This window comes from Myxococcus sp. CA039A (assembly GCF_013336645.1).
GTDB lineage: Bacteria > Myxococcota > Myxococcia > Myxococcales > Myxococcaceae > Myxococcus > Myxococcus llanfairpwllgwyngyllgogerychwyrndrobwllllantysiliogogogochensis.
The window spans coordinates 1-24843 of the sequence record NZ_JABUMQ010000004.1; the positions used below are offsets into that span (position 1 = coordinate 1).

Below are 24843 nucleotides of genomic sequence, written 5' to 3' on the forward strand. Positions count from 1 at the left end.
TCCCTTTCCCACCCTGAGCCGTGAAGTCGCTCCACAGGCGCCTCCGGCACCCAGCGACTCGCCTCAGGCGCCCGCGCGGGGCTGCCGCGCCGGGTCTTCGTTCAGGAGCGGAAGCGACGGCTCCACCGGCAGCTCCAGCACGAAGGAAGCGCCCGCCCCCCGGGTGCTGCTGACCTGGACGGAGCCACCATGTGCCTCCGCGATGCGGCGCGTGAGGTACAGCCCCATGCCCAGGCCTCCGTACTCCTGCGTGGAGACCGCCCGTTCGAAGGGGCCGAAGATGCGCTCCACCGCTTCGGGAGGAACGCCAATGCCCCGGTCCGTGACGACGAGCCGGGCGCGGCCTCCCACCTGACTCAGCGACACGTCCACCTCTCCCCCCGCGCCGAACTTGATGGCGTTGGACACCAGGTTGGAGAGGGCCTGCTCCACGCGCCCCGGGTCCAACCACCCGCGCACCCGCTGGGCCGTGGCCGTCAGTCGCAGCGGTGTCCCGGCGCGCGTCGCCTCTTCCATGGAGCGCTCCAGCACGTCTTCCACCAGCGCGGTGAGGTCCACCCACTCGCGCCGCAACTCCAGCCCGCCCGCCTTGAACAAGCCGACGTCCAACACGTTCTCCACCAGGCGAGTCAACCGTCGCGACTGTCGGGCGATGGCCTCCAGTCGCTCCAGCAGGAAGCCGTTCTCGGTGCCTCCGCGCAGCAGCGCCATCAACCCCTGCACCCGCAGGGTGAGCGTGGCCAGCGGCGTGCGCAGCTCGTGCGCCGCCACGGCGATGAAGTCCTCACGCACGGCGACGGCCTCACGGGCCTCCTCCAGCAGCCGCGCGTTCTCCAGCGCCATCGCGCACCTGCGCGCAACGTCGTCCGCCAGCACGTGCTCCCGTCTGCGTCGCCCTGTCCCCTCCAAATCCATCGCCACCGCCAGCGCGCCCACCACCTGTCCGCGCACTCGCAGCGGCACCAGTACCCCCGAGCCCTCCGGACCCGTCCAGTCGCTTGCCTGCGCTGGCAACGGAGGAAACCGTCCTCGCAGCCCCACTTCGCGCGCGGGCGTCCAGCCCGCCGCCGCCACCCGCTCCACCACTCCGTCGGCGTTCTGCAACCAGATGGCGACACCTGTCGCGAGCTCGGGCACGAGCAGCCGCGCCACCCGAGGCAGCGTGACGCTCCATTCAGGGGACTCGGCGAGCACCCCGCCCACGGTGGCCAGCACGCGCTGCGCCGCCTCCGCGCGCCGCCGCTCCGCCACCACGGCCGCCACCGTCAGCGCCGTCAGGCTGAGCACGGACATGAACACCTGCACGGACAGGACGCGCTCCGACGCGGACACGGACAGCGCCCCGAAGGGCCCTATGTCCAGGCGCGTGTACTCCACCGCCACCGCGCTCATCACCGCGGACGCGCTCGCCGCCCCCCGAGGCCCCAGCCGCAGCGCCGCGGCGATGACCAGGGGAAACGCCGCGTAGGGCAGCGTGGTGGAGAGCGCCGCTGACCCCGTCGTGTCCTCGACACTGAAGACCAGGACGCCGACGAGCGCCACCACCGCTATCATGAAGACGGACTCCACCAGTCGCCTCGGCGGAGAGGTCGCGCGCGCCACGGGCCACCACGTCAGCAGCAGCGGCGCGACGAGCACCGTGCCCAACGCGTCACTGAGCCACCAGACAATCCATTCGCTCGCGAACGACGCGGAGCCCAACCACCTCGTCGCGCCGAGCGCGCCCAGCGTGGCGCTCGGCAGCGCCCCCACCACCGCCCCGAGCACCAGCAGCCCCGTGACGTCTCGCACGCGATGGAAGCGGACGATTCCACCCAGCAAGCGACGCATCAGCGCCGCCCCCAGCCAGGTGCGCAGCACGTTGCCCAGCCCCCACGTCGCGGCAAGCCCCCAGGGCAGGCCCTGGGACAGCACCGAGCCCAGCTCCGCGGCGAACACGGCGGCCAGCAGGGCGGGCCACATGCGCGTGGGCGAGCGCATGAGGAACGCCAGCGTCAGCCCCGCGGGCAGCCAGAGGATGGCGCTGCTCAGGGGCGGAAACACGAAGTGGGAGCTGACGACCTTCAGGACCTCGAAGGACACCGCGAGCAGTACCGCTCGCTCCCAGGCGGCGCGCCCCAGCGTGAGTGCCATTCCGACCCCCATCGCAAGGTAAACAGCCAGGGCGGGGAAGCGCGGCCGGGCCAAAGGAGCAGGAGGGCCCCCGTCCGCCCAGGCCGGCCTGGAGTCGGAGGCAGGCACTCACGCGCCGTGCTCGCTAGAGTGCCGCCGCCCCGTGCCCTTCGCCTACTACGAGAGCCTCAATCCCGAGCAGCGACGCACCTATCGGATGAGCGATGGAGTGACGGCCCTCCGGGTGAGGGAGCCCACCGCCCTGCATCCCCTGGTGGACGAGGTCCGGGAGGCGCTGGCCATGGGTGAACGCGGCCCGCTGGAGCGCGCCACGACGCGGCTGGGCAAGGCGCTGTGCGAGCGGCTGGATGTCCCCGGCGTCCGGGTGGAGGTGCTGGACGTGCGCCCCTCGTCCGAGGAGGGCGAGCTGCACGGCCTCTACACCTGGGAGCCGGGCCTCCGGCCGCGACTCCAGGTCTGGATGCGCACCGCGAAGCAGGCGCGCGTGGTGGCCTTCCGCACGTACCTGCGCACCTTCCTCCACGAGCTGTGTCACCACCTGGACTTCCTGCTGCTGGAGCTGCCCCACTCGTTCCACACGGACGGCTTCTTCCAGCGGGAGTCCAGCCTCTTCCAGCAGCTCGTCCCGGGCCGTGGCCCTCGCGGACGGAAGGCGGGCCCGGACGGGGAGCCGGGGCGGTAAGGGTGTGGCGGACGACACCCCACCCGGCGGACGACAGGTTTCTTGCACCCGCGTGACAGAAGTGGGAACGCGCGCCGCGAGCGAGGCTAGATTCCGCCTCCCTATGGCGCATCCGACCGAAGACAAGAACTTCCGGCTCCCCACCGCCGTTCGCCCCCACCGCTACGCGGCCACGCTGACCCTGGACCTGGACGCGAAGTCCTTCTCCGGACAGCAGACCATCGAGGTGGAGCTGGCCGAGCCCACGCGCGAAATCATCCTCCACGCCATCGCCCTGAAGCTGGGCGAGGTGTCCTTCCGCTCGGGCAACGCGCGGCACCAGCCCACGTCCATCCGGCCCGTGGAGGTGAGCGAGACGGTGGTGTTGAGCTTCGACGCGCCGCTGCCCAAGGGGCCCGCCACGCTGGAGCTCGGGTGGACGGGGTCCTTCACCGACGGCCTGCGCGGCCTGTACCTGGCGGGCAAGGTGGCCGCCACCCAGTTCGAGGCCGCCGACGCGCGCCGCGTCTTCCCCTGTTTCGACGAGCCCGCCTTCAAGGCGAAATGGTCGCTCAGCGTGCGCGTGCCCAAAGGGCTCGCCGTGCTGGGCAACGGCCCCATCGTCAAGGAGGAGAAGGACGGCGCGCTGACGAAGGTGACGTTCCAGGAGACGGAGGTGCTCAGCAGCTACCTCGTCGCGCTGGTGGTGGGCCCCTTGGTGGGCACGCCGGCGCAGCTGGTGGGGGGCGTGCCGGTGCGCACCTGGTCTCTGAAGGAGAAGGAGCACCTGACGCGCTTTGGCCAGGACGTGGCGCTGGCGGTGCTGCCCCTGCTCCAGGACTACTTCGGCCTGCCGTATGCCTTCACCAAGCTGGACCAGGTGGGCATCCCGGACTTCGAGGCGGGCGCGATGGAGAACGCCGGCCTGATTACCTACCGCGAGGTCACCCTGCTGTTGGACCCGGCCACCGCGCCCCTGTCGGTGCAGAAGCGCGTGGCGGAAGTCGTGACGCACGAGCTGGCGCACCAGTGGTTCGGCAACTGGGTCACGATGGTGTGGTGGGACGACCTCTGGCTCAACGAGGCGTTCGCCACGTGGATGGCCTTCAAGATTGTCGACCAGTGGCGCCCCGAGTGGCGCATGTGGCTGGACTTCGACTCGCACCGCACCAGCGCGCTGTACCTGGACGCACTCAAGTCGACGCACCCCATCCACGGCGAGGTGCGCAACGCGGGCGAGGCCGGTGAGAGCTTCGACGCGATTACGTACGAGAAGGGCGGCGCGGTGCTGCGGATGATTGAGGGCTTCCTCGGGGAAGGCCCCTTCCGCGATGGCATCCGCCTGTACATGCGCAAGCACGCGCGCGCCAACGCGGTGAAGGAAGACCTGTGGAACGCGCTGGGCGCGGCCGCGAAGCAGCCGGTGGAGGAGCTGGCCACCGCGTGGGTGGGCCAGAGCGGCTTCCCGCTGGTGACGGCGCATGTGGAGGGACGCGAGGTGGCGCTGTCGCAGCAGCGCTTCTATTCGGAGCCGGGCGTGGAGAGCGGCGAGAAGTGGCCGGTGCCCATGGTGCTGCGCTACGAGGACGCCTCCGGCGTGCGGGAGCAGCGTGTGCTGTTCCGCGACAAGCAGGCCACCGTGAAGCTGGAGGGCACGGGCGCGGTGAAGTGGCTGTGCGCCAACGCGGGCTCCACCGGCTTCTACCGCATGGCCTACGACAAGGCGTCGCTCGCGGCCCTGGCGTCGAACCTCCAGGTTCTGGCGCCCTCGGAGCGCATCGCCCTGCTGGAGGACCAGTGGGCGCTGGTGCGCTCGGGCCGGGGCTCGGTGGCGGACCTGTTGGACCTGGCGGCGCGCTTCGGGAACGAGGAGGACGACTCCGTCCTGGACGAGCTGGTGGGCAGGCTCGCGTACGTGGAGAACCGGCTGGTGGATGGCGAGGACCAGGCGCGCGTGCGTGCGTGGGTGGAGAAGCTGTTGAGCCCGGGGCTCAAGAAGCTGGGCTGGCAGGCGGCATCCGGTGAGTCGGACCGGGTGAAGCTGCGCCGCTCCGCGCTGGTGCGCGCGGTGGGAGGCCTGGCTCGCAGCCCGGAGGCGCTCGCGGAGGCCCGCCCGCGCGTGGCGCGCATGCTCCAGGGAGAGCGTGACGCGTTGGAGCCCAACCTGCTCGACGTGGCGGTGGCCATGGTGGCGCGCGCGGGAGACTCGGCCCTCTTCGACACGTTCCTCCAGAAGGTGCCGAAGGAGCCGGACCCGGCCACGCAGCGCCGCTACCTGATGGCGCTCACCGCCTTCGAGGACCCGGCGCTGGCCGAGCGCGCGCAGGGGCTGCTCTTCTCGGAGACGGTGAAGACGCAGGACGTGGCCAGCTTCGTGACGGGGCTCCTGGCCAACCGCACCGGCCGCGACGCGTGGTGGGCGCAGATGCGCAAGCAGTGGAAGGACGTCGTCGCGCGCACGGGCGGCGCGCCCATGCTGGTGCGGCGCATCGTGGAATCGCTGGGCATGCTGCGCACGCGCGAGCACCTGGAGGCGGTGAAGGCGCTGCTGCGCGACAACCCGGTGAGCGACGCGAACCAGGCCACCGCGCAGACGCTGGAGCGGCTGTCGCAGGACGTGGAGCTGCGCGAGCGCTGCGGCCCGGAGGTCTCCGCGTGGCTGAAGCGCCAGCCCTGACGCACCCCTCTTGAGAGGCTCTCGATGAAGACCACCCTGACGCCCGCAAGCCTCTCCAGCGCGCGCGAGTCCCTCCGGCGGGCCAACGCCGAGCTCGCGCGCGAGTACCCGGGGGAGTCCCCCCGTCGCCAGCCGGTGCACGTCGTGTACGGCGGCGCCCACCTCTTCCGCGCGGAGGCGGCGCGGAAGCTGGGGGACCTCGCCCTGGGGGCCATGAAGACCTACGCGCCGGACGCGGCGGAGCTGGCCCACGGCTTGGGCCTTCCCCAGCGCGGGCGCTTCGCCCAGCGCGTCTACGAGCGGGTGCTGGACAAGCTCGGAAGCGAGCCGGTGGAGGACTACCGCATCGACTTCGAGGACGGCTATGGCCACCGTCCCGACGAGGAGGAGGACTCGCACGCCGTCGCCGCCGCCCAGGAGATGGCGCGGGGACTGGCCCAGGGCTCGCTGCCGCCGTACGTGGGCATCCGGGTGAAGTCCTTCACCGAGGAGCTGTTCGAGCGGGCCTCTCGCACCCTGGACCTCTTCGTCACCACGCTCCTGGAGCACAGCGGCGGAAAGCTGCCGCCGTCGTTCGTCGTCACCCTGCCCAAGGTCTCCGTGCCCGAGCAGGTGGCGGCGCTCGCCCGCATCCTGGAAGTGCTGGAGACGGAGCACGGCCTGACGCGCGGCGCGCTCGGGCTGGAGCTGATGGTGGAGACGCCCCAGGCCCTCTTCAACAAAGAGGGGAGCCTGCACCTGCCCGCGTTGGTGGCCGCGGGCGAGGGGCGCTGCTCCAGCGTGCACCTGGGGCTGTATGACTACACCGCCGCGCTCAGCGTCAGCGCCCACGTGCAGAGCATGCTGCACCCCGCCTGCGACTTCCTGCGGGATTTGGTGCAGGTCTGCCTCGCGGGCACCGGCATCCAGCTGGCCGACGGCGCGACGAACGTGATGCCCGTGCCGCCGAACAAGAAGCAGGGCGACATGCCGCTGCTGCCCACGCAGCTGCGCGAGAACAGCGAGGCGGTGCAGCGGGTGTGGCAGCTGTCCTATCGCCACATCCGTCACTCGCTGGAGCGCGGGTGGTATCAGGGCTGGGACTTGCACCCCGCGCAGCTGCCCGTGCGCTACGCGGCCGTGTATGCCTTCTTCCTGGAGGGCCTGGACACCGCCACCCGGCGCCTCAAGGCCTTCATGGAGAAGGCGGCCCAGGCGACGCTGGTGGGTGACGTGTTCGACGACGCGGCGACGGGCCAGGGTCTGCTCAACTTCTTCCTCCGGGGCCTGAGCTGCGGCGCGCTCAGCCAGGACGAAGCGCTGGCCACCGGCCTCACGCTGGAGGAGCTGCGAAGCCGCTCCTTCCGCGCCATCGTCGAGTCACGTCGCGCCCGGGGCTCGTAGCCGGGCGAGCCCTTTTCCGCCGAGGGCGACTCAGCTCTCGGCGGAACCCGGGCCCGGCGGCGCATCCTCGCCCCCTGGAGGTGCGTCGCCTGCTCCGCTGCTCGCCGCGCGGTGCGCGCGCACCAGGGCCACGTCGATGGCCACCGCGCCGAGCAGGAAGAGGAGCGGGCCCGCGTGCAATCCCAGACCGAGCAGTCCCCACAGGGTGACGACGCCGGCCAGGAGGTACGGGAGCATGGGCGGCACGGCGTCACGGGCACGCGGCACGGCGGCCAGCAGCCCCAGGGACATGAGGGCCAGGACGATGAGCGGCGCGCCGGGCCGGGCGCGTCCCGACTTCGCGAAGAAGGAGGACGTGTTGGTGAGGCCGGGCTTCCACGTGTACCTGCTGTCCGTATACGTGTGGCCCGTGGAGCGGCCGGTGTTGTCCACCTCGTACACGAGCTTGTCGTCGTAGCCGTAGCCGCCCAGGGACGTGGACGAGCGCATCCCCGTGCCCCAGGAGAACAGCAGCGACACCGCGCACACGGCCGCGCCCGCGCACACCCAGCGCTTCAGTCGCGAGGCCTCGGGTGAAGGCCGCAGCTCGGGTGCCGAGGCGGAGGACGCCTGGAACACGCGCCACTGCACATACCCCAGCACGACAGCGGCCCCCACCCAGACGAGCGGCACCAGTCCGAAGCCCAGGGACAGGAACGCGAAGGTGACGGCCAGCGCGGTGAAGAGCGGCAGGAAGGCGGCGTGCGAGGCCACCTGGGCGAGCTTCTCCAGCGGCGGGGGAACGGGGCGGCCCGCGGCGCTCCACTCACGGGCACCGAGCAGGATGCTGCCCGCGAGCATCGTCACGGACCAAGGCAGACCGATGCTCCCGCCGATGATGGGGAGCCCCGGCAGGAGCACGGCGGCGGCGACCAGCCCCGAGCCGAGCAACGGAAGCGAGCCGCCCGGCAGCCGCTCTCGCAGACGAGGGTCCTCCAGAATCGACTGCACGGCGCGGCCCGCGGACTCGGCGGTGCGCCGGGCGGACTCGGCGGTGTCCTCGGAGAACAGCGGCTTGTCGAAGGAAGGCTTCACGTCCCGGCCACAGTGGGGACACGCGGCGATGCGCGCTTCGGGAAGTGGCTGACCGCAGTGCGGGCAGGACATGGGGGACACGTTCACCACAGCATGTCCTGGTCCTCGGTGACGCCGGGGACGTTGGAGAGCTGGAGCGTCTGGCCGCCCACCGTCACCGTGCCCTCGAAGAAGCCCACGGGCTGGGCGAAGTGGCTGATGATGAGGCGCAGGTTGCGCTCCTCGCGGTGGACGTAGAAGGGCTGGAAGCGCAGGTCCACCGCGCCGTCCACCGTCGTCAGCCGCCACGGCGCGAGCAGGTCCTTCGTGTCGTATTCGAAGCGCGCGCGGGCCAGCGGGTACAGCCGGTCTCCCAGCCACAGCGCGTTCTCATTGGCCTCGGTGTTGCTCTCGTTGAAGCCCTCGACGAGGTTGAGGCCCACGGGCGTGCCATCCGCCAGCCGGCCCGCGGCGAAGGCCCAGCGCCACGCCGTATGCCGCGCCAGGTAGCCCTGCGTGTAGTCGATGCCGCCCACGCCCCCGTCCAGCCGGAAGCGCTTGCCGCCCGCCTCCAGGCTGCCAAAGGACAACAGGCCGTTGCGCTTCATCGTGACATTCACGAGCCCGTCACCCTGCACGGGCGCAATCACCGTCAGCGCGGGAGGGCCACCCGCGACGAGCAGTTCGCCTGCCCACTGGAAGGTGTTGAGGCTGCCGGTGCGCACGCGGCTGACGTCCACCTCCACCTGGTAGCGCTCGTCCGTCTCGCCCCGGCGGATGGCCAGCTTGCCGCCCAGCGTCCTGAAGGAAGCGGACAGTCCCGCGCCGGGCTTGTCGCCCAGCGACAGCATGGGGCCCGGCGCGCCCAGGAAGCTCACGTCACACAAGGGCTTGCGCGCGGCCAGGTCGAGCGCCACCGCGAAGGCACTGGACGAGTAGCCCAGGTCCACCACCGCGAAGAGCGCGGCCACCTCCTGCGTCGCCACGAAGGTGTAGTGCCACCGCTTGCGCTTGAGCAGCCGGGTGGCGCGGGCCGGAGCCCACCGTCCCAGCAGCTTGGGCAGGTCCACTTCGGGCAGCTCACCCTGGTATGTGCCAAATCGGGGCTCACCTTGCGAGGTGGCCACGGAGGCCGGCGCCAGGGGCAGGAGGGCTTCTCTCTCGGGCGTCATCCGCGCCCATTGGAAGCCAACCGCCGGCCGAAGTCACCCAGGCTCGACGACCCGGGGCGCCAACCGACGCCTCGGCGACACTGTCGGTGGGCCTCTCAGCTCCGGCCGAAGACGATGCGCTCCTGGGAGAGCAGCCCCGTGGTGACACGCAGGGACACCAGCGTCACCACGACACAGGAAGCCGCGGCGATGAGGAAGGGCAGTGGCCCCAGCACCTCGCCGCGCAGGACCTCGCTCGCCAGCAACTGCTGGCCCACCACAGGGACGGCGAACATCCACAACTTCGTCTGCATGGGCGACAGCATCAACATCATGCCCGGCAACATGGGCACCACCATCAACATGGACTGGTACATCTGCGCTTCCTTGAAGGAGCGCGCATAGGTGGCCACCCACATCTGCAGGGCGGAGACGGCCAGCGCCAGTGGCAGCATGGCCGCGGCCATGCCCAGGGTGGCGGGGGCGTCGAAGTTGGCCCTCACGCCCAGGTCCTCCAGCGGGACATGGCGCACCACCACGATAAAGCACGCCAGCGACGCCACCACGGTGACCCCCGCCATGGCGACGGTGGCGAGCCACTTGCCAGTGACCAGGGCACCGTGCGGCACGGGGTTGAGCAGCAAGGGCTCCAGCGAGCCCCGCTCGCGCTCACCCGCCATGGTGTCACTCGCCAGCTGCATGCCTCCTCCGAAGGCGGCCATCACCAGGAAGAAGGGCAGCATGTTGAGCACCATGGCGGCGGTGCGCTCCGGCGTGGACAGGTCCAGCTCCTCCACGCGCACCGGCATCGCCAGCTCTGGCGCCATGCCGCGCGCATACAGCCGCTGGTCGCCCACGTGCCGTGAGTACCCCTGCAGCAGCCGCTGCGCCCGCTGCACCGACCGCTGGGCGGACTGGCGCGAGCTGTCCATGATGAGATTCACATCCGCGGTGCGCCCGGAGGAGAAGTCCCGGCCGTAGTCCTGGGGCACCAACAGCACCACGTCCAGCGAGCCCGCGCGGATGCGCTCCTCGTAGTCCTCCGGGGCGTCCTTGAGCGTCACACCCAGGCGACCCAGGAAGGCCATCAGGCTGGGGGCATGCTCGCGCCCCACCACGGGCAGCTCCAGGGGCTTGTCCTTCCTCCAGGAGGCCATCACGTTGATCAACACCAGGAAGAGGAGCGGAGCCAGCAACGCCCACAGCAGGGAGGTGGAGGCCGTCCTCCGGTCCCGCAGGTAATCCCTCAGCTCCTTGCGAAAGACAGTGCCAATCAGGCGCCTCATTGCATCAACCCCTGCTCACTGCCGATGGTCGCGACGAAGGCCTCTTCCAGGCTGTCCTTGCCGGTGCTCGCGCGCAGGGCATCCGGCGTGCCCTCCGCCACCACGCGGCCATGCGCCACCACGACGATGCGCTCACACAGCGCGGCGACCTCCTGCATGATGTGACTGGAGAAGACGACGCAGCGCCCCTCGTCCTTCAGTCGCCGCAACAGCGTGCGCACCGCGCGGGTGCTCATGACATCCAGGCCGTTGGTCGGCTCGTCCAGCAGCACGTTGCGAGGCCCATGTACCAGCGCACGCGCCAGCGCCACCTTCACCCGCTCGCCCTGGCTGAAGCCCTCCGCGCGCCGGTCCGCGAGTTCCTTCATGTCCAGCAGGTCCACCAGTTCGTCCACGCGCTTGTCCAACGCGGCGCCAGACAGCCCATGCAGCTCGCCGTAGTAGCGCGCGTGCTCGCGGGCGGTGAGGCGCGGATAGAGGCCCCGCGCATCCGGCAGCACCCCCAGCACACGCCGGGCGTCCTCTGGACGGGCCGTCACGTCCACGCCGTCCACCGTCGCGGTGCCCCGGTCCGGGCGCACCAGCGTGTAGAGCATGCGCAGCGTCGTCGTCTTCCCGGCGCCGTTGGGACCCAGGAGGCCGGTAATCATCCCGTCCTCGGCGGTGAAGGACACGTCCTCCACGGCCGTCACCTTCCCGAAGCGCTTGTGCAGGTTCGTGGCTCGTATCATCGACGCTGCGTCCTCAGGGCACGGGGCCGGCGAAAGAGGTGAAGAAGGGGGGCCGCGAGAGACTCCCGCCGCACGAGGGCTTCAGGCCCTCCACGTTGCCCTTGGCCACGAACTCCACCATCAGCGAGCGGGCACAGTCGGCAACCAGCGCGTTGTGGCCCACCCCGGGCACCACGACGTGGAGACCGTTCTTCAACGTGCGCTTCGCCTCCTCCCCCCAGGCAGGCGGCGTCACCGGATCCAGCTCTCCGGACAACAGCAGCGTGGGCACGTCCGACACCACCGCGTCGCGGTAGCCCGAAGGCAGCGTCGCGCGGGGCCAGCCCTCGCACGCGGCCATCATCTCCAGGCCCATCAGCGCGCCGAACCAGGTGCCTTTCGCCTCGCGCTCCACATCCTCCTTGGTGAAGAAGGGCGCGTCCTCCGCGCAGATGACGGCGAACTGGAGTCCCCGGCTCATCGTCCGGTCCAGGGTGTCGCCGCCCCCCAGGCTCAGCGCGACGAAGGGCGCCCAGTCCTCCCGCGTCACCCGGTCCAACATCAGCGGCACCAGCGAGCCCCCCTCCGCGGAGTAGAGCTGCATCAGCAGCGCCCCCAGGAAGGCCTGTTGCGTCAGGACGACGTCCTCCTGCACACCGGTGCGCGGATGCGGCACCCGCACACGCACCGGGGCCTCCGCCAGCTTCGCCAGCAACGCCTCCGTTCGGGCGCGCAGCTTGGGAAAGGTCTTCTCGCAGACCGCGTCCTGCTCGCAGTGGGACAGCAACAGCTCCAGCGCGCGCTGACCGTCGCGCGGCATGTACAGGGGCAGGTACAGCCCCATGGGCGCCACGCCGTCGAGGATGGCCGTGCGCACCCGCTCCGGAAACTGGCGCATGTACACCAGCGCCGCGCGCGTCCCGTAGGAGACGCCCCAGAGGTTGACCTTTTCGTAGCCCAGCGCCGCGCGCACCTCGTCCAGGTCCGCCATCGCGATGGGCGTGGTGTACTGGCGCACGTCCGCCTCCCACCGCTCGCGACACGCGTGGAGGCGTCGCGGGACGTCGCCTTCGTCGAAGAGCGCCGACAGCCCCTCCTCCTTCTGACGGAGCTCGCAGTCGAGCGGGCTCGAGTCGCCCGTGCCCCGCTGGTCCACCAGCACGATGTCGCGGTGGCGGCGGATGCGCTCCACGGCCAACAGCATCTCCGCCGTCCGCGTGGCCGACTGCCCGGGGCCGCCCGCCAGGTACACCAGGGGGTCTGGCTGGGGCTGGGCCGCCAGGGCGGGCACCACGGCGACCCGCAGGGACAGCTTGCGGCCCGACTTCGCCTCGCGGTTCTCGAAGACCTCGTACGTCCCGCATTGGGCCTGGAGCGACAGGCCCTCCAGCCGGCAGGGCTTCAGCTCCAGCTTGCGCCCCTGGGAGGGCGAGCTTCCCTGCGAGCAGGCGGCCAACGCCACCATCGCGAACCCGAGCATCCAGGCGCGCCAGGCTCCACGCCAGACAAGGGAGGGAATGTGGGTCCAGACACCAGGCACAGGCGTCTCCATGTATGGTGCGGCGGCCCCACGCATAGCACCCGTGCTGTTCGCGGTACACCCCTCGCCAACGCCGTGAATGCCCGCCGCGAGGGGCCGTCTGGTGATACGCCCATGCCCACGATGAAACGCGCCGTCCTCGTCCTGGCCGCTCTTGCCCTCACCACGTTCAGCGGCTGCGCCTCTCTGCAGAAGACGCTGAAGGGGGTCTTCAAGAAACCCACCCTCACCTTCAAGACGGCGCGGCTCTCCAGCGCGTCGCTCTCCGACGCCACCGTCGACCTCGTCTACGAGGTGAACAACCCCAACGGCTTCGGACTGGAGCTGGCGAGCATCGACTACTCCTTCTTCGTCGAGGGAAAGCAGGTGGTGGCCGGCAAGCCCAAGAAAGGCCTGGACCTCAAGGCCAACGGCAGGAGCGAGCTGGTCTTCCCCGCCAACGTGAGGTTCGCGGACATCGCCCCCGTCGTCGAAACCTTCCTCAACAAGGACCGCGCCGCCTACAAGGCCCAGGGCAGCGTCGGCGTGCAGACGCCCATCGGCGTGCTGAACTTCCCGCTCGAGAAGGAAGGCACCTTCGACGTGCCCAAGATTCCGCAGGTGTCCTTCCAGCCGCCCCGCATCACCAACATCGGCCTCACCAGCGCCACGGTGGAGTTCCCGCTCTCCATCACCAACCGCAACAGCTTCCCCCTGCCCGTCGCCGGCATCACCGGCGCGCTCAAGGTCGCCGGGGCGGATGTGGGCACGCTGTCCACCGGCAACCTGGGCATGCTCGACGGCAGTGGGACGAAGCAGGTGACATTGCCGCTCACCATCCACTTCGCGCGGGCGGCCTCCGCGGCCATGGCCCTGCGCTCGGGCGGCAACGCCAAGCTGAGCCTGGATGGCAAGTTGACCTCGGACGCCCAGTCCGTGCCGCTCAACCTGAGCCAGCTCGTCAACATCGTGAAATAACGCCCGTCCGGGCAGCAAGCGGGCGGGAGGCAACCTCGTGGTTGTCCCAGGGCGCCCTTGCCGTTACGGTTGGGCGCCCTTTGGGACACACGCCATGCGCCGCATCCTCTTCAAGTCCAAGATTCACCGCGCGACGGTGACGCAGGCCGACCTGGATTACGAAGGCTCGGTCACCATCGACCAGAACCTGCTCCGCGCGGCGGACATCATCGCCAACGAGAAGGTCGCCATCTGGAACGTCACCCAGGGCACGCGCCTGGAGACGTATGCCCTGGAGGGCGAGCCCGGCAGCGGAGTCATCTGCATCAACGGCGCCGCGGCCCACCTCAACAAGCCGGGGGACCTGGTCATCATCGCCACCTTCGCGGAGGTGGAGGAGTCCGAGGCCCGCGCCTGGAAGCCCACCGTCGTCTTCGTCGATGCGAAGAACCGCATCGTCCCCGGACAGACGGAAGAGATTCCGGGACCGGCTCGCCGCCTCGCCTGAACCGGCGGTCCAGGCCCTCCGCCGGCTTTCCCCTCCGCGCGCCTTTTGCCATGCTCCGCCCACCTTTAGAGGGGGGCCCATGGCCCCGGAGGAATCACCACGATGAGGCGGATGTGGGTGGGAGCCAGCGTGCTCGCGCTGGGACTCTCCGGTTGTTCCGCAGTGGGCTCTTTCCGGCCCAACCCCAACGATGAGGATCCGCTCTACGGAGCCATCCCCGTCGTCAAGGCGCCCCTCCAGGCGCGCTGTGTGGCGCACGGGAAGTCCTCGGTGCGCTCCAGCTGCGACGAGGCGCTCTACCTGGCCACGGAGTACACCCGGCGACTGTCCGTGGGTGACGAAGTCTGCCTGGAGGGTGGCTACGGCGAGGAGCCGGGTTATGCCTGCAAGGCGCGCGCGGCCGTCATCGACACGTCCCCCAACCAGATAAAGCTCGAGGTGCGAGGAGCCAAGCCGGACTCGCGCTGGTTCAACGTGGAGATGCGGCACGCCTGGTACGAAGAAGGCGCGCTGGTGGACCTCTACCTCGCCGAGCGGGGTTATTAGAGGACGCGGGAAACCCACCCCCTGGAGGAGCGTCGACAATGGGCTTCTACGACAGCGTGGCCGAGCGGCTGGCCTTCATGAAGAAGCTGACCCCGGCGGAGCTCAAGAAGCTCGGCTCGGCTCGGCTGTCGGACATCGTCCTCCAGGAGACGAAGCGTGCCCGGGTGCGGGTGGCGGAGCTGGAGAAGCGCTACCCCCGCGCGGAAGTGAAGGAGCTGGCGCAGCGCCTCATTGACGAGAAGAAGAACCTGGCCAGCATGGTGGGCGGAGTCAGCGGCGTCTTCGGACTCATCGCCCTGCCGGCGGACCTGCTGTTCATGGCCTATCTGCAGATCATCCTGCTCACCGACCTGGCCACGCTCTACAAGGTCAACCTCAAGACGGAGCGCGCGCGCGGGGAGATGCTCGACCTGTTCGGCTACGCCAACGGATTGGGGCCCATCCAACGCTCCAGCCCCAAGGTGTTGGGGAAGCTCGCCGCGCTGATGCTGGAGAAGGGCGGCCTGCACACGCTGGGGCGCGCCATGCCGCTGGTGGCCGCGCCGATTACGGCCTACTTCAACAACCAGCACATCCAGCGCGTGGGTGAGCAGGCCGTGCGCTTCTACGAGGGCTTCGACAAGGCCCACGCGAAGGCCAAGGCCCACCGCCCCCAGCAGACGGGCTGACGGCCACACGCGGTGAGGATCCACGGGGGCCTGGCGACGGGCGCCCCGATTAATTCAACGGGTCCGATATGCCCTTTTCACCCCTTCGTTCCCGTTCCCAGGCGGGGCGAAAGCCCCCATCCATGGCGGGCGACCGATGAACCCCCAAGGCCGGACGGGGGCGGCGCCCGAAAGGCGGAGGCACGAAGATGTCCGAGCTTTCGGCGGAAGTGCGTGTGCAGGTGGCGCGGTTGCGGAACCTGGTCATCGACGTGGCGCGCTGCGGCGCCCTCAGCAGCCCTCTGGGCGCCCTGCCTCACCAGGAGCTGGACCCCATGGAGGTACAGGCCATCTGGTGGCTGAAGGCGGAGAGCCTGCTGCCCGTCAACGTGCTCGCCGACCGCCTGGGTGGTATCGCCCTGCCCCGTCTGAGCCGGCTGTTGGACCGCCTGGAGGACGCCAAGCTCGTCCAGCGTGAGCGCTCGGTGCGGCATGATCGCCGCCGCGTGCGCGTGCGCCTCACCGAGCAGGGCCGCGCCCTGGCGGAGCGCGCGGACACGGTGGTGCAGGAGCGCATGGCGCGCCTCCTGATGCCGCTGGGTGGGGAGCAGCGCAGCGCGCTGATGGACCTGCTCGAGGGCTGGGTGGAAGCGCTGGGCTGCTGGAACCGCGCGGAGGAGATTGCCGCCGAGGAGACCGACGCGGACGGCACGCGCGCCACGCCTCACCCCCGACTCACCGCCGTGGAGGACGTAGGCGTCACCGCCAACGCGGCCTGACGGTTCTCATCCCGGCGTGGAGGAACATCGCGGAGTACGCTGGAGGCCCTCGTCGTCCTGGAGTGGCCCATGCGACTCGGCAACGCCTCCACGCCGCCCAACCTGCTCATCATCCTGACGGACCAGCAGCGCCAGTTCCGTCACTGGCCCAAGGGCTGGGCGGAGCAGCACCTGCCCTCGTTCCAGCGCCTCGCGAGCACCGGGCTGAGCTTCGAGCGGGCCTTCACCAACACCTGCATGTGTTCGCCCAGTCGGGCCACGCTGTGGACGAGCCTCTTCCCCGCGCAAACCGGCGTCGTCGACACGGGTGAGCAGTCCCTGCCTCCCGACATCACCACGCTGGCCCAGGTGATGGCGAAGGCGGGCTACCAGGTGGGATACCGGGGCAAGTGGCACCTGGGCAATCCTCCTCCGACGCACGGCTTCGGGCCCTGGGATGGACCGGACGCGGGCACGTCCCTGCAAGCCGGGAGCACGCAGGGCGCGGGCGGCTACAACAACGACGCGCGCTACCTGGGCACCGTCACCGGCGCCTCGGAGAATCCTCCGGGCACTCCACTCGACGGGCCCAGCATGCTCGACTTCCTGGAGCGCGTGGACCCGAGCGTGCCGTTCTGCCTCGTCGCCTCGTTCGTCAATCCGCATGACGTCTACGTCGCGCCCTTCAACTACGAGGCCGCGGGCTACAACCCCACCGACTGGGCGTCACTGCCCCAGCAGCCCCCGGCGTCGTGGAACGAGGACCTGTCCACGAAGCCCTCGGTGCAGGGCTGGTTCCAGTCGAGCGGGAAGAACTGGAACGTCCCCACCTGGAGCGACGCCGAGCGGACAAGCTACGCGCGCTTCTACGCGTACCTCCAGACGCTCGTCGACCAGGACATCACCACGCTGCTCCAGGCGCTGGAGCGGCGCGGCCTCACCGACAACACGCTCGTCGTCCGACTCGCCGACCACGGGGAGATGGGGCTGTCCCACGGGCTCGTCGAGAAGACCTTCAACGCCTACGACGAAACCATCAACGTCCCGCTCATCATCTCCAACCCCGTGCTGTTCCCCTCGGGCGTGGTGACGAAGGAGCTGGTCAGCCACATCGACCTGCTGCCCACGCTGGCCTCGGTGGCCGGCGTGCTGGGGGACTTCCAGGGCCAGTTCAAGGGCATCGACCTGTCGCCGCTGTTCACCGCGCCCACGACATCCCTCCAGGACTCCATCCACTTCACCTTCGATGACACGGCGCTGGCCCAGGGCATGCCCGCGACGACGCCCGGCCACATTCGTGCGCTGCGCACGAAGCAGTGGTTGTACGCCGCGTACTTCACGCAGGACGGCTCCGCTTTCGAGTACGAGCTGTATGACCTGGACGCGGACCCCGAGGAGCTGACGAACCTCGCCAACCCTCGGAACATCACCCCGGACAGCAAGCGCGAGCTCCTGAAGCTGAATGCGCACCTCATCCGGGTGATGAAGACGAACGGCACCACGCCTGCCGGCTTCACCTGGCCCAAGCAGCCCGTCGTCTGACACGGAAGTGATGCGACTCCGGGCTTCGGATAAGCCCGTCGAGTCGACTCCGGACCGAGCGCTCTTCCTCCGCGGAGAGCGCCCTCCGCCACGCCATCCGCTGTGAGGCCGACGCCGCGACGTGCGCCCGGCCCCCGGACGCAAGGCACCGTCCCCATGGGCGCACCCGACCTCGTGGAGGCGCGAGGACCGACCCGTAAATGCAACTTGATTACTTTTAGATATCGGTTGCATATTTGCGGGGCTCGACGACGAACCGGGGTCGGGCGCGACATCGAGTTACCCGTCAGCCACCGAGCAGGAGCGGCATTCATGAACAGATTCATCTGGAGCGTGGGCGTGACAGGACTCGCGCTCGCGGGCCTCACGTCCGTGCTCCTTCGCCGCCCCGTGGAGCCCTCCTTCACGGAGGCAGCCACCGCGCCGGCACCGCTCCGTTCCGAAGCAGGCCCGCCTCTGAGCCCCATGCATGCGGCGGAGCCCACGGAAATCCCCGACGCCGACCCGCCTTCCACACTCGCGGCATCCGGGATGGCGGAGCCCCGCGTCCCCTCGCCTCCTGTCCGAGCGCGTCGGCCAACTTCGGAGTCACGCCTTCGCCTCGTCCAGGCACTGCGCGGTGCGCCCTCCGAACCGGGCGCGCGCCGCGAGGCCGTGCTCGCCTCGCTGGTCGCCTCGGGAGAGAGCCAGGCGCCCTGGACGCATCAGGCTCGCGAGGCCCTGGACCGCTGGCGCCAGCAGGTGACGACGAGCGTGCTGCCCGTCCAGGCCCAGGCGGCGCGCTGCTTCGTCGCGGGCTGCGTGACGCGCGTCACCTTCCCGGACGCCGCCTCCTTCGACGTGGCCTTTGGCCTCACACCCGAGCTGCGGCTCCCTGGTGGAAGCGCGCACCTCCAACTCCCCGCCGAACACCTCGCCTCGGGCGAGGTCTCCGCCGCCTGGGTCGTCCTCCCTCCAGACGCCCCCTGAACCCCTTCGCCACGGATTCACCCCAGCAGTCCCACAAGGAGAAGTCCCTCGATGAAGCCCCAGTCCCTGTTCCAGAAGTCCCTGCTCGCCACCAGTGTCGCGCTCCTTCTCACCGGCTGCGGAACCACCGCCGCCGAGGAGGAGGTCACCCAGTCCGAGCTGTCCACCGACGAGTCCGGGCTGCTCGGCATGCTGCCCTCCTGCGAGGAGCCCGAGGAGCTGGCCGAGGTCGTCGAGCACGCCTGCATCCACGCGGAGCTGGGCCCCTTCGAGCCCGTCACCGCCGCCGCCCTGGGCGCGCCCGTGCTGGTGGACGTCAGCACGCCCCACACCGCGTACAACATCACCCTCCCGTCGAGCGCCACCTCGTGGGGCTGGGCGGGCCGCGTGTCCTTCCTCCCCGACGAGTCCGGTGAGTTCGCCTTCCTGCTGTCACGCCACCGCGGCCTGCGCATCTACGACGCGGCGACGGGCCTCGAGGTCGCACGCGAGTGCCGCTACCAGGTTCCCACCGAAGTATGCGGCGCGCTGAAGACGGCCATCGTCGCGGACCTCGAAGCCGACACCGAGTACTACCTGGAGTTCCGCTCCATCCTGAGCCGCAACGCCGCCTTCTCGCTCGTCATCGAGGAGGCCGCGCACCACCCCGAGGAATAGCGCTCCTCGTCTCTCCATCCACGCGGGTGCCCGGAAACACTCCGGGCATTCCGCCCCACGCCGCGTCGTCCACGCCACTCCTGGCACACACATGTCTCTCAATGACGTCCTCCCCTCGCCTCCCCATGGAGCGCTCCCGCATGCGATTGAACCTCCGTGCCCTTCTGGCCTCGTGCGCCGTGGCGGCTTCCGCCTGCGGTGGTGGCGAGACGCCCCCGAGCGTCGAGCCCGAACCTCACGCCGAAGACCCGTGCGCTCCCAATGGCCACATCCACCGTGAGGCCGAAGGCGACTGGTGCCACTGCAACAAGGGCCACGTCGCCGCGCCCCAGGGCCTCGCCTGTGAAGTGGACCCCGACTACGTCCCCAGCGAGGGCTTCGACTTCGGCGACGACGGGGAACATGCGTGCTGGCATGTCGCGCACGGCCCCTACGTCACCGTGACGGCCACCACCAGTCGCAACCCTCGCGTGGACGACTTCCACACGCACTACACCGTGAAGCTCCGTGAGGAGAACGGCCAGTACACGGGCACCTTCAGCTACAAGGCCTTCGCCAGCGGCGACTTCGTCGTCTACCTCAGCATCCCCGACGTGCCCGTCAGCCTGGTGGAGACCGCCATCCAGACGCAGCTCACGCCGGCGGGCACCAAGTCCACGGGCGGCTTCTGCTCGGGCCTTCGACACATGGTCGGCTACGAGCTGACAGACCGCGTCCAGTACACCCTCACGCTCGGCCCCACCTCGCTCCCCGAGGTCGGCATGGTCATCGAACACCTCGAATAGCCATGCACGCCAGACCACACCCGACCGTGAAAAACGTCCGCCCCGTTATTGCAACTCAATTACATTTACGTCATGAGTAACCGCGCCGTGGAGTGGCGGTGGAAGCCCGCTTCGGTGCCCGCGCGTCGCGCCCGGCGTTTGAAAGGAACCCCACAATGAAGATGCTGAAGCAGACCCTTTGCGGTGCATTGCTCGGGCTGTCCCTGGCGGCTTGCGGCCCCATGGACGAGGCGGAGCTGGAGTCGGTGGGCCAGTTGGAGGCGCCGCTGGAGGCTGGGTGCGTGTCGGTGGACGACACGCTGATGACGACCCATGCCTGCACCCACGCGAGCAACAGCGCGGACAACGTGACAGTGACGACGAGCGCCACGCGCATCGCCACCGCGCCGGACATCAGCGCGCGGCACAAGCACTACACGCTGAATCTGCCGCCCGGAGCCGAGGGCTCGGTGACGTTCACCCCCGTCGCCGTGACGTCGGGCACCTCCACGGTGGAGTCCATCTCGTTCTACCTGTCGCAGAACGTGGCCTTCACGGTGGTGGACACCACCACCAGCGCCACCGTGTCGGCGCTCATCAGCGAGGCCGTGTCGGAAGTCGCCTGCTCGCTGACGCAGGCCCGTGTGTATGACCTCGTCGTGGGCCGCGAGTACATCCTCGCCACGGGCCCCGCGACGGGGAACCAGGTCGGCCTCGTCCCCGAGTATCTCTACGACAACCGGGACCGTTTCTACCGGGACCAGGATGGCGACGGGTACGGCACCAACACGCCCGTGTACCGCTACGCCTGTGAGGCGCCCGCCGGCTACGTGAAGCAGCGGTTCGACTGCGACGACACGAACCCCGCCATCTTCAACTGCTGAGCCTCACCCCACCGTAGCCCCAGGCCCACCGTGGCCCCTTGGGCGGGGCGTCCTCTGTGTTCGAGGGCGCCCCGCGCTTCACCCGTTCGCCCCGCTCACTTCGCAAGGAAACACCCGAACATGCGTCTGACCCACGTCGCCGCCCTGCTCACCACCTGCGCTGTCCTGACCCTGACGGGCTGTGACAACGATGACCCCATCACCCCGAGCTCCGATGCGGGCACTCCGACGGATGCGGGCCCGGACGCGGGGCCTCCACCAGACGCGGGACCTTCACCGGATGCGGGCCCCGACGCGGGAGGTGACACCACGAAGCCCCACGTCACCGCGTCCAGCCCCGAGGAAGGCGCGACGAACGTGCTGCCCGTGCAGACCTACAAGGTGGACACGACGAACACGAGCCTGCGGCGGCTCGTCACCGTCTCCTTCAGCGAGCCCATGGACTCCACCGCTGCGCAGGTGACGTTGTTGGACGTGAGCACGCCCGCCAACGCCCCGCGAGTCCTCACCGGCACCTGGTCCGAGGACGCGCTGACCTTGTCGCTCTCCATTCCGCGTCCGGAGTCGGACCTTCCCCCGCTGGAGGAGGACAACCGCTACTCGCTGGACCTCACGTCGCTGCGGGATGTCGCGGGCAACGCGCTGGACACAGTGCACGCGGGACTCGGCGATGGTCGGCTGGACTTCACCACGGGCGAGCGGGACCGCGTCACGGAGCACGCTTGCGGGCACGCGCTGCTGGAGGCCCCCGTGGCCGTAAGGGCGGGTGCGTCTCCGACGACGATGTATCCCGCGACGGACTCACCCCACGAGTTCTACGAACTGACACTGCCGACGAGCGGGACGTCATTCCTCGGCTACTCGGAGGTCGTCTCCGCGGAGCGCGACGAGCCGGTCATCATGTACCTGAGCCACGAGGTCCCCGTGGTGGTGCACGACGTGACGGAAGGCGAGACGGTGATTGCCTCCACGGTGACGCCGGCACCCGCCGTGTGTCTCCCCGCGATTTCCCACACGCTGAAGTTCACCGCGCCCGCCGGAGACCGCTTCCTTCGCCTCACCTACGGCCCGACGCCTCTGGAGAAGTTCACCTTCGTCTTCGAGCGATACTGAGCAGGTTCATCTCCGCGGCGAACACCCTATGCTGCGGAGATGTTGCGCCGTTTCCGCCAGAGGCCCGACCCGGACGACGCTCCCGACTTCGAGCCTCATCAACTGCTCGGCGCGCCGATGCGCTGGCCCGATGGTCGTCACGTCGCCGCCAATGCCGGCAAGCACCTCTTCCTCTGGGACCTCGCGACTGGGGAGTGCTCGCGGGTGCTCGAAACCAGCGCCATTCACCAGCCACCGATGTTCCGTCTGGCGTGCGAGCCGGTGCTCGGGCGCGTGCTCGGAAGCCACAAGCTTCGAGAGTTCGCGCTGTGGGACTCGACGGACTGGCGCCGCCTCCAGGTTTTCACGGGGCACGGTGAGCCGGTGCGGGCCGCCGAGTTCATCGCTGAAGACCGGGTGTTCTCCATCAGTGGCGATGGCTTCGCGCTGCTGTGGGATGCGTGGACGGGTGAACTCCTGCGCAGGTTCGAGACTTCGCCGCTCTACGCGCTCGCCCAGAGCCCTGCGCACGGCCTCGTCGCCGTCGGTGGTGGCAAAGGTGCCATCACCTTGCTCGACGGCCCCACGCTCGAGGTCCGCGCCAGCTTCCAGTTGCCCATGGCGACCGCGCGACACGAGCCGCTCAGCGAAGAGCGCCAGCGTCAGCTTGGAATCGTGTGGAACCGCCCGTCCAACACCATCGAGGCATTGACCTGGCATCCCGATGGCGAGCACCTGATTTGTGGAAGCTGGGACTTCATCGCCAGGATGGTGCACAGCCACACCGGACACGTCGTGCGCGAGTGGCACGGCCATGCGCACTGGGTCGACTCCGTCGCCGTCGACCCGCGACGCGGACTCTTGTGCACCAGCAGCTCCGACGGCACCGTGCGTGTCTGGTCGCTCGACTCAACCGAGTGCCTCGCGGTCCATGACGTCGGGCACGCCGACCTCGGTGGCCTGTGCCTGATTGAGGACTCCCTCTACGTGACGGTGCGCAGCGAGTTGGTGGTGATTCCCCTGCCGTGACCACCCGCTGAAGCTCACTCCGTGCGCTTGCGCCTGCGCGACATGATGCGACTCAAGGCCACCTCGGTGATGCCGAGGTAGGCCGCCACGTCGCGCTGCGGTACCCGCCCTCGCAGATGCGGATGCTCCGCCCAGAAGGTGTCCAGCCGCTCCTCGGCGGACAGCTCCAGGAATTCCTGCTCCCTTCGCTCCTTGAGCAGGAAGTGCCGCTCGGCGACGCGGCGCGCCACACGCACCCAGCACCCATGGCCCTCTTCCAACGTCTGGAAGTCCTGCGTCCGGAACACCAACACCCGTGCGGGCTCCAGCGCTTCGATGGCCGTCATTGACGGCATGCGTTGGAGCATCTCCGCGTACGCGCCCAGCAGTTCACCCTCGGCGCGAAACGCCTTCACTGACTCGCCGCCTCGCGCCGACACGCGCACCAGCCGGAACACCCCTTGAAGCACGACCGCGAAGCGGTCCGCCGCGTCTCCGGGGCGCAGGAAGTGGGCCTTGCGCTCGACCGACTGCTCCCTCGCGAGCGACTCGGCCCTCTCCCACTCACTCTCGGGAATGGGACCGAGCGGGGACAGCTGCTCGTAGAGCTTCGGGAATCTCACGGGGACGAGGACGGAGGTTAACCCAGGTTAAGGCGGCAATCGAGCCGGGCGCCGTACACCGGGGACATGTCCATCAACGTCTACGCGATTGCCACACCCTTCGTCATCGCCCTGGCGCTGGGCGAGTTCGTCTACTGCGTGGCGAAGCGCAACGGGTACTACAGCTTCCAGGACTCCATCGCGAGCGTGGGCACCGCCGTCCTCAACCAGTGCGTCAACGTGGCGGTGGCGCTGCTGATGCTGCCCCTCTTCACCCTGTTGGGTCAGCTCGCGCCCTGGAAGATTGACGTCGCGTCACCCTGGGCGCTGCTCGGCCTCTTCCTGGGGGTCGACTTCCTCTTCTACTGGTTCCACCGCTTCGGGCATCGCACCAACATCGGCTGGGCGGCGCACTCGCCACACCACTCCACCGAGGAGCTGAACTACGCGGTGGCCCTGCGGGCCAGCGTCACGCAGCGCATCTTCTCGTTCCTCTTCTACTGGCCGCTCGTCGTCGTCGGCTTCTCGCCCGAGGCCGTGCTGGCCATGGTGGCCTTCCACCTGGTGCTCCAGTTCATCCCCCACACGCGCGTCATCCCCAAGCTGCCCCGGTGGATTGAGTCGTGGCTCAACACGCCCTCGCACCACCGCGTGCACCACGCGCGCAATGACCTCTACATCGACAAGAACTACGCGGGCTTCCTCATCATCTGGGACAAGATGTTCGGCACCTACGCCGACGAGACGGAGGAGTGCTCCTACGGCGTCACCTCTCCGCCGAACACCTGGGACCCCACCGTCATCAACTTCCAGTTCTGGGGGAAGCTCGTCAGTGACGCGGTGAAGACGCGCAGTGGGTGGGACCGGCTGCGCCTGTGGGTGATGCCCACCGGCTGGCGCCCCTCGGACCTGCCGGCCCGCGAGTCGACTCCGTGGAAGCGAGATGGCGTGGAGGTGAAGTTCCAGTCCACCGAGCTGCCCAACATCCGCGGTTACCTCGTCTTCCAGATGATTGCGTCGATGCCCTTCATGCTCCTGGTCAGCCACCACGCATCGCCGCTCGTGGGATGGCAGAAGCTGATGCTCAGCGTCCTCTTCTGGGGCATGGCGACCGCGTGGGGCGGGATGATGGAGTCCAAGCGCTGGGGCCTCCCGCTGGAGATGGCTCGCGTGTTCGCCATGGGCGGCGCCGTGACGCTGTGGCTCGTCCAGGCGGGCGCTCCGCTGTCGTGGCGGGCGCTCACCGTGGGCTGGCTCGCCGTCACCCTCGTGTGGATCAGCGTCGCGCGCGCGAGCAGCCGGAGTCCCTCGCCCGTGGCACGCGGCGTGAGCTGAG

23 protein-coding genes are annotated in these 24843 nt (G+C 69.5%); 16 read left to right on the plus strand and 7 right to left on the minus strand.

From position 1 onward, the window contains the following. Positions 1-63 precede the first annotated feature (63 nt). On the minus strand, positions 64-2133 hold the full coding sequence (locus HR086_RS49125; protein ID WP_174464570.1) for an MASE1 domain-containing protein: 2070 nt from the start codon (positions 2131-2133) through the stop codon (positions 64-66). 142 nt (positions 2134-2275) lie between these two features. On the opposite strand from HR086_RS49125, the gene HR086_RS00900 reads away from it, so the two are divergent. The 3 genes from HR086_RS00900 (at position 2276) to HR086_RS00910 (ending at position 6854) form a co-directional block, all read left to right on the plus strand. Then, a complete protein-coding gene (locus HR086_RS00900; protein ID WP_174464571.1) occupies positions 2276-2815 on the plus strand; it encodes a hypothetical protein in 540 nt (179 codons plus the stop codon). A 103-nt stretch (positions 2816-2918) separates the two neighbouring features. After that, positions 2919-5471, plus strand: a complete 2553-nt coding sequence (locus HR086_RS00905; RefSeq protein WP_174464572.1) for a M1 family metallopeptidase — start codon at positions 2919-2921, stop codon at positions 5469-5471. Between the two features lie 24 nt (positions 5472-5495). Beyond that, positions 5496-6854 carry a phosphoenolpyruvate kinase gene (locus HR086_RS00910; RefSeq protein WP_174464573.1) on the plus strand — a complete coding sequence of 453 codons (1359 nt, stop codon included), beginning with the start codon at positions 5496-5498 and terminating at the stop codon, positions 6852-6854. Positions 6855-6884: 30 nt separating this feature from the next. Here HR086_RS00910 and HR086_RS00915 read toward each other — a convergent pair whose 3' ends face one another. The 5 genes from HR086_RS00915 to HR086_RS00935 form a co-directional block, all read right to left on the minus strand. Beyond that, a complete protein-coding gene (locus HR086_RS00915) occupies positions 6885-8000 on the minus strand; it encodes a zinc ribbon domain-containing protein (RefSeq protein ID WP_174460795.1) in 1116 nt (371 codons plus the stop codon). A gap of 11 nt (positions 8001-8011) precedes the next feature. Next, positions 8012-9079 (minus strand): DUF2804 domain-containing protein, encoded by a 1068-nt coding sequence (locus HR086_RS00920; RefSeq protein WP_174454026.1) that lies wholly within the window; start codon positions 9077-9079, stop codon positions 8012-8014. A gap of 95 nt (positions 9080-9174) precedes the next feature. Beyond that, on the minus strand, positions 9175-10344 hold the full coding sequence (locus tag HR086_RS00925; protein ID WP_174454025.1) for an ABC transporter permease: 1170 nt from the start codon (positions 10342-10344) through the stop codon (positions 9175-9177). After that, positions 10341-11075, minus strand: a complete 735-nt coding sequence (locus HR086_RS00930; RefSeq protein WP_174454024.1) for an ATP-binding cassette domain-containing protein — start codon at positions 11073-11075, stop codon at positions 10341-10343. The genes HR086_RS00925 and HR086_RS00930 overlap by 4 nt, the downstream gene beginning before the upstream one ends. A 13-nt stretch (positions 11076-11088) precedes the next feature. Further along, positions 11089-12534 (minus strand): alpha/beta hydrolase, encoded by a 1446-nt coding sequence (locus HR086_RS00935; protein WP_254623612.1) that lies wholly within the window; start codon positions 12532-12534, stop codon positions 11089-11091. A 174-nt stretch (positions 12535-12708) separates the two neighbouring features. Between HR086_RS00935 and HR086_RS00940 the strand changes: the two genes are divergently transcribed. The 12 genes from HR086_RS00940 to HR086_RS00995 all read left to right on the plus strand — a co-directional run bounded on the left by HR086_RS00940 (position 12709) and on the right by HR086_RS00995 (position 22926). Beyond that, on the plus strand, positions 12709-13551 hold the full coding sequence (locus tag HR086_RS00940) for an LEA type 2 family protein (RefSeq protein ID WP_141642143.1): 843 nt from the start codon (positions 12709-12711) through the stop codon (positions 13549-13551). Positions 13552-13645: 94 nt separating this feature from the next. Further along, positions 13646-14038 (plus strand): aspartate 1-decarboxylase, encoded by a 393-nt coding sequence (gene panD, locus HR086_RS00945; protein WP_141642144.1) that lies wholly within the window; start codon positions 13646-13648, stop codon positions 14036-14038. A gap of 102 nt (positions 14039-14140) precedes the next feature. Beyond that, a complete protein-coding gene (locus HR086_RS00950; RefSeq protein WP_141642145.1) occupies positions 14141-14584 on the plus strand; it encodes a hypothetical protein in 444 nt (147 codons plus the stop codon). 38 nt (positions 14585-14622) lie between these two features. Continuing rightward, the gene (locus tag HR086_RS00955) at positions 14623-15252 is read left to right on the plus strand and encodes an EcsC family protein (RefSeq protein ID WP_174454022.1); all 630 of its coding nucleotides are present in this window, start codon (positions 14623-14625) and stop codon (positions 15250-15252) included. Positions 15253-15440: 188 nt separating this feature from the next. After that, positions 15441-16010, plus strand: a complete 570-nt coding sequence (locus HR086_RS00960) for a MarR family winged helix-turn-helix transcriptional regulator (RefSeq protein ID WP_141642147.1) — start codon at positions 15441-15443, stop codon at positions 16008-16010. Positions 16011-16079: 69 nt separating this feature from the next. Beyond that, complete coding sequence (locus HR086_RS00965; RefSeq protein WP_174464575.1) at positions 16080-17531, plus strand: sulfatase-like hydrolase/transferase; 1452 nt, start codon at positions 16080-16082, stop codon at positions 17529-17531. 312 nt (positions 17532-17843) lie between these two features. Then, positions 17844-18500, plus strand: coding sequence for a hypothetical protein (locus tag HR086_RS00970; protein WP_174464576.1), 657 nt, complete (start codon positions 17844-17846; stop codon positions 18498-18500). A gap of 51 nt (positions 18501-18551) precedes the next feature. Then, a complete protein-coding gene (locus tag HR086_RS00975) occupies positions 18552-19157 on the plus strand; it encodes a hypothetical protein (RefSeq protein ID WP_217441641.1) in 606 nt (201 codons plus the stop codon). Positions 19158-19297: 140 nt separating this feature from the next. Continuing rightward, complete coding sequence (locus HR086_RS00980) at positions 19298-19942, plus strand: hypothetical protein (RefSeq protein ID WP_174464577.1); 645 nt, start codon at positions 19298-19300, stop codon at positions 19940-19942. Positions 19943-20097: 155 nt separating this feature from the next. Continuing rightward, positions 20098-20805, plus strand: a complete 708-nt coding sequence (locus HR086_RS00985; RefSeq protein ID WP_174464578.1) for a hypothetical protein — start codon at positions 20098-20100, stop codon at positions 20803-20805. A gap of 120 nt (positions 20806-20925) precedes the next feature. After that, on the plus strand, positions 20926-21918 hold the full coding sequence (locus tag HR086_RS00990) for an Ig-like domain-containing protein (RefSeq protein WP_174464579.1): 993 nt from the start codon (positions 20926-20928) through the stop codon (positions 21916-21918). A gap of 39 nt (positions 21919-21957) precedes the next feature. After that, positions 21958-22926, plus strand: a complete 969-nt coding sequence (locus tag HR086_RS00995) for a WD40 repeat domain-containing protein (protein WP_254626124.1) — start codon at positions 21958-21960, stop codon at positions 22924-22926. Between the two features lie 14 nt (positions 22927-22940). Here the strand turns inward: HR086_RS00995 and HR086_RS01000 are convergent, their stop codons facing one another. Beyond that, on the minus strand, positions 22941-23528 hold the full coding sequence (locus HR086_RS01000; RefSeq protein ID WP_141642153.1) for a Crp/Fnr family transcriptional regulator: 588 nt from the start codon (positions 23526-23528) through the stop codon (positions 22941-22943). Between the two features lie 66 nt (positions 23529-23594). Between HR086_RS01000 and HR086_RS01005 the strand changes: the two genes are divergently transcribed. After that, the gene (locus HR086_RS01005; protein WP_174464580.1) at positions 23595-24842 is read left to right on the plus strand and encodes a sterol desaturase family protein; all 1248 of its coding nucleotides are present in this window, start codon (positions 23595-23597) and stop codon (positions 24840-24842) included. The last annotated feature ends 1 nt before the right edge of the window (position 24843 follow it).

Coding starts and splice junctions, on each gene's coding strand:
- HR086_RS49125 (WP_174464570.1), bottom strand. CDS start 2,133: ATGGCACTCACGCTGGGGCGCGCCGCCTGGGAGCGAGCGGTACTGCTC.
- HR086_RS00905 (WP_174464572.1), top strand. CDS start 2,919: ATGGCGCATCCGACCGAAGACAAGAACTTCCGGCTCCCCACCGCCGTT.
- HR086_RS00910 (WP_174464573.1), top strand. CDS start 5,496: ATGAAGACCACCCTGACGCCCGCAAGCCTCTCCAGCGCGCGCGAGTCC.
- HR086_RS00915 (WP_174460795.1), bottom strand. CDS start 8,000: ATGTCCTGCCCGCACTGCGGTCAGCCACTTCCCGAAGCGCGCATCGCC.
- HR086_RS00920 (WP_174454026.1), bottom strand. CDS start 9,079: ATGACGCCCGAGAGAGAAGCCCTCCTGCCCCTGGCGCCGGCCTCCGTG.
- HR086_RS00925 (WP_174454025.1), bottom strand. CDS start 10,344: ATGAGGCGCCTGATTGGCACTGTCTTTCGCAAGGAGCTGAGGGATTAC.
- HR086_RS00930 (WP_174454024.1), bottom strand. CDS start 11,075: ATGATACGAGCCACGAACCTGCACAAGCGCTTCGGGAAGGTGACGGCC.
- HR086_RS00935 (WP_254623612.1), bottom strand. CDS start 12,534: ATGCTCGGGTTCGCGATGGTGGCGTTGGCCGCCTGCTCGCAGGGAAGC.
- HR086_RS00940 (WP_141642143.1), top strand. CDS start 12,709: ATGCCCACGATGAAACGCGCCGTCCTCGTCCTGGCCGCTCTTGCCCTC.
- panD (WP_141642144.1), top strand. CDS start 13,646: ATGCGCCGCATCCTCTTCAAGTCCAAGATTCACCGCGCGACGGTGACG.
- HR086_RS00950 (WP_141642145.1), top strand. CDS start 14,141: ATGAGGCGGATGTGGGTGGGAGCCAGCGTGCTCGCGCTGGGACTCTCC.
- HR086_RS00955 (WP_174454022.1), top strand. CDS start 14,623: ATGGGCTTCTACGACAGCGTGGCCGAGCGGCTGGCCTTCATGAAGAAG.
- HR086_RS00960 (WP_141642147.1), top strand. CDS start 15,441: ATGTCCGAGCTTTCGGCGGAAGTGCGTGTGCAGGTGGCGCGGTTGCGG.
- HR086_RS00965 (WP_174464575.1), top strand. CDS start 16,080: ATGCGACTCGGCAACGCCTCCACGCCGCCCAACCTGCTCATCATCCTG.
- HR086_RS00970 (WP_174464576.1), top strand. CDS start 17,844: ATGAACAGATTCATCTGGAGCGTGGGCGTGACAGGACTCGCGCTCGCG.
- HR086_RS00975 (WP_217441641.1), top strand. CDS start 18,552: ATGAAGCCCCAGTCCCTGTTCCAGAAGTCCCTGCTCGCCACCAGTGTC.
- HR086_RS00980 (WP_174464577.1), top strand. CDS start 19,298: ATGCGATTGAACCTCCGTGCCCTTCTGGCCTCGTGCGCCGTGGCGGCT.
- HR086_RS00985 (WP_174464578.1), top strand. CDS start 20,098: ATGAAGATGCTGAAGCAGACCCTTTGCGGTGCATTGCTCGGGCTGTCC.
- HR086_RS00990 (WP_174464579.1), top strand. CDS start 20,926: ATGCGTCTGACCCACGTCGCCGCCCTGCTCACCACCTGCGCTGTCCTG.
- HR086_RS00995 (WP_254626124.1), top strand. CDS start 21,958: ATGTTGCGCCGTTTCCGCCAGAGGCCCGACCCGGACGACGCTCCCGAC.
- HR086_RS01005 (WP_174464580.1), top strand. CDS start 23,595: ATGTCCATCAACGTCTACGCGATTGCCACACCCTTCGTCATCGCCCTG.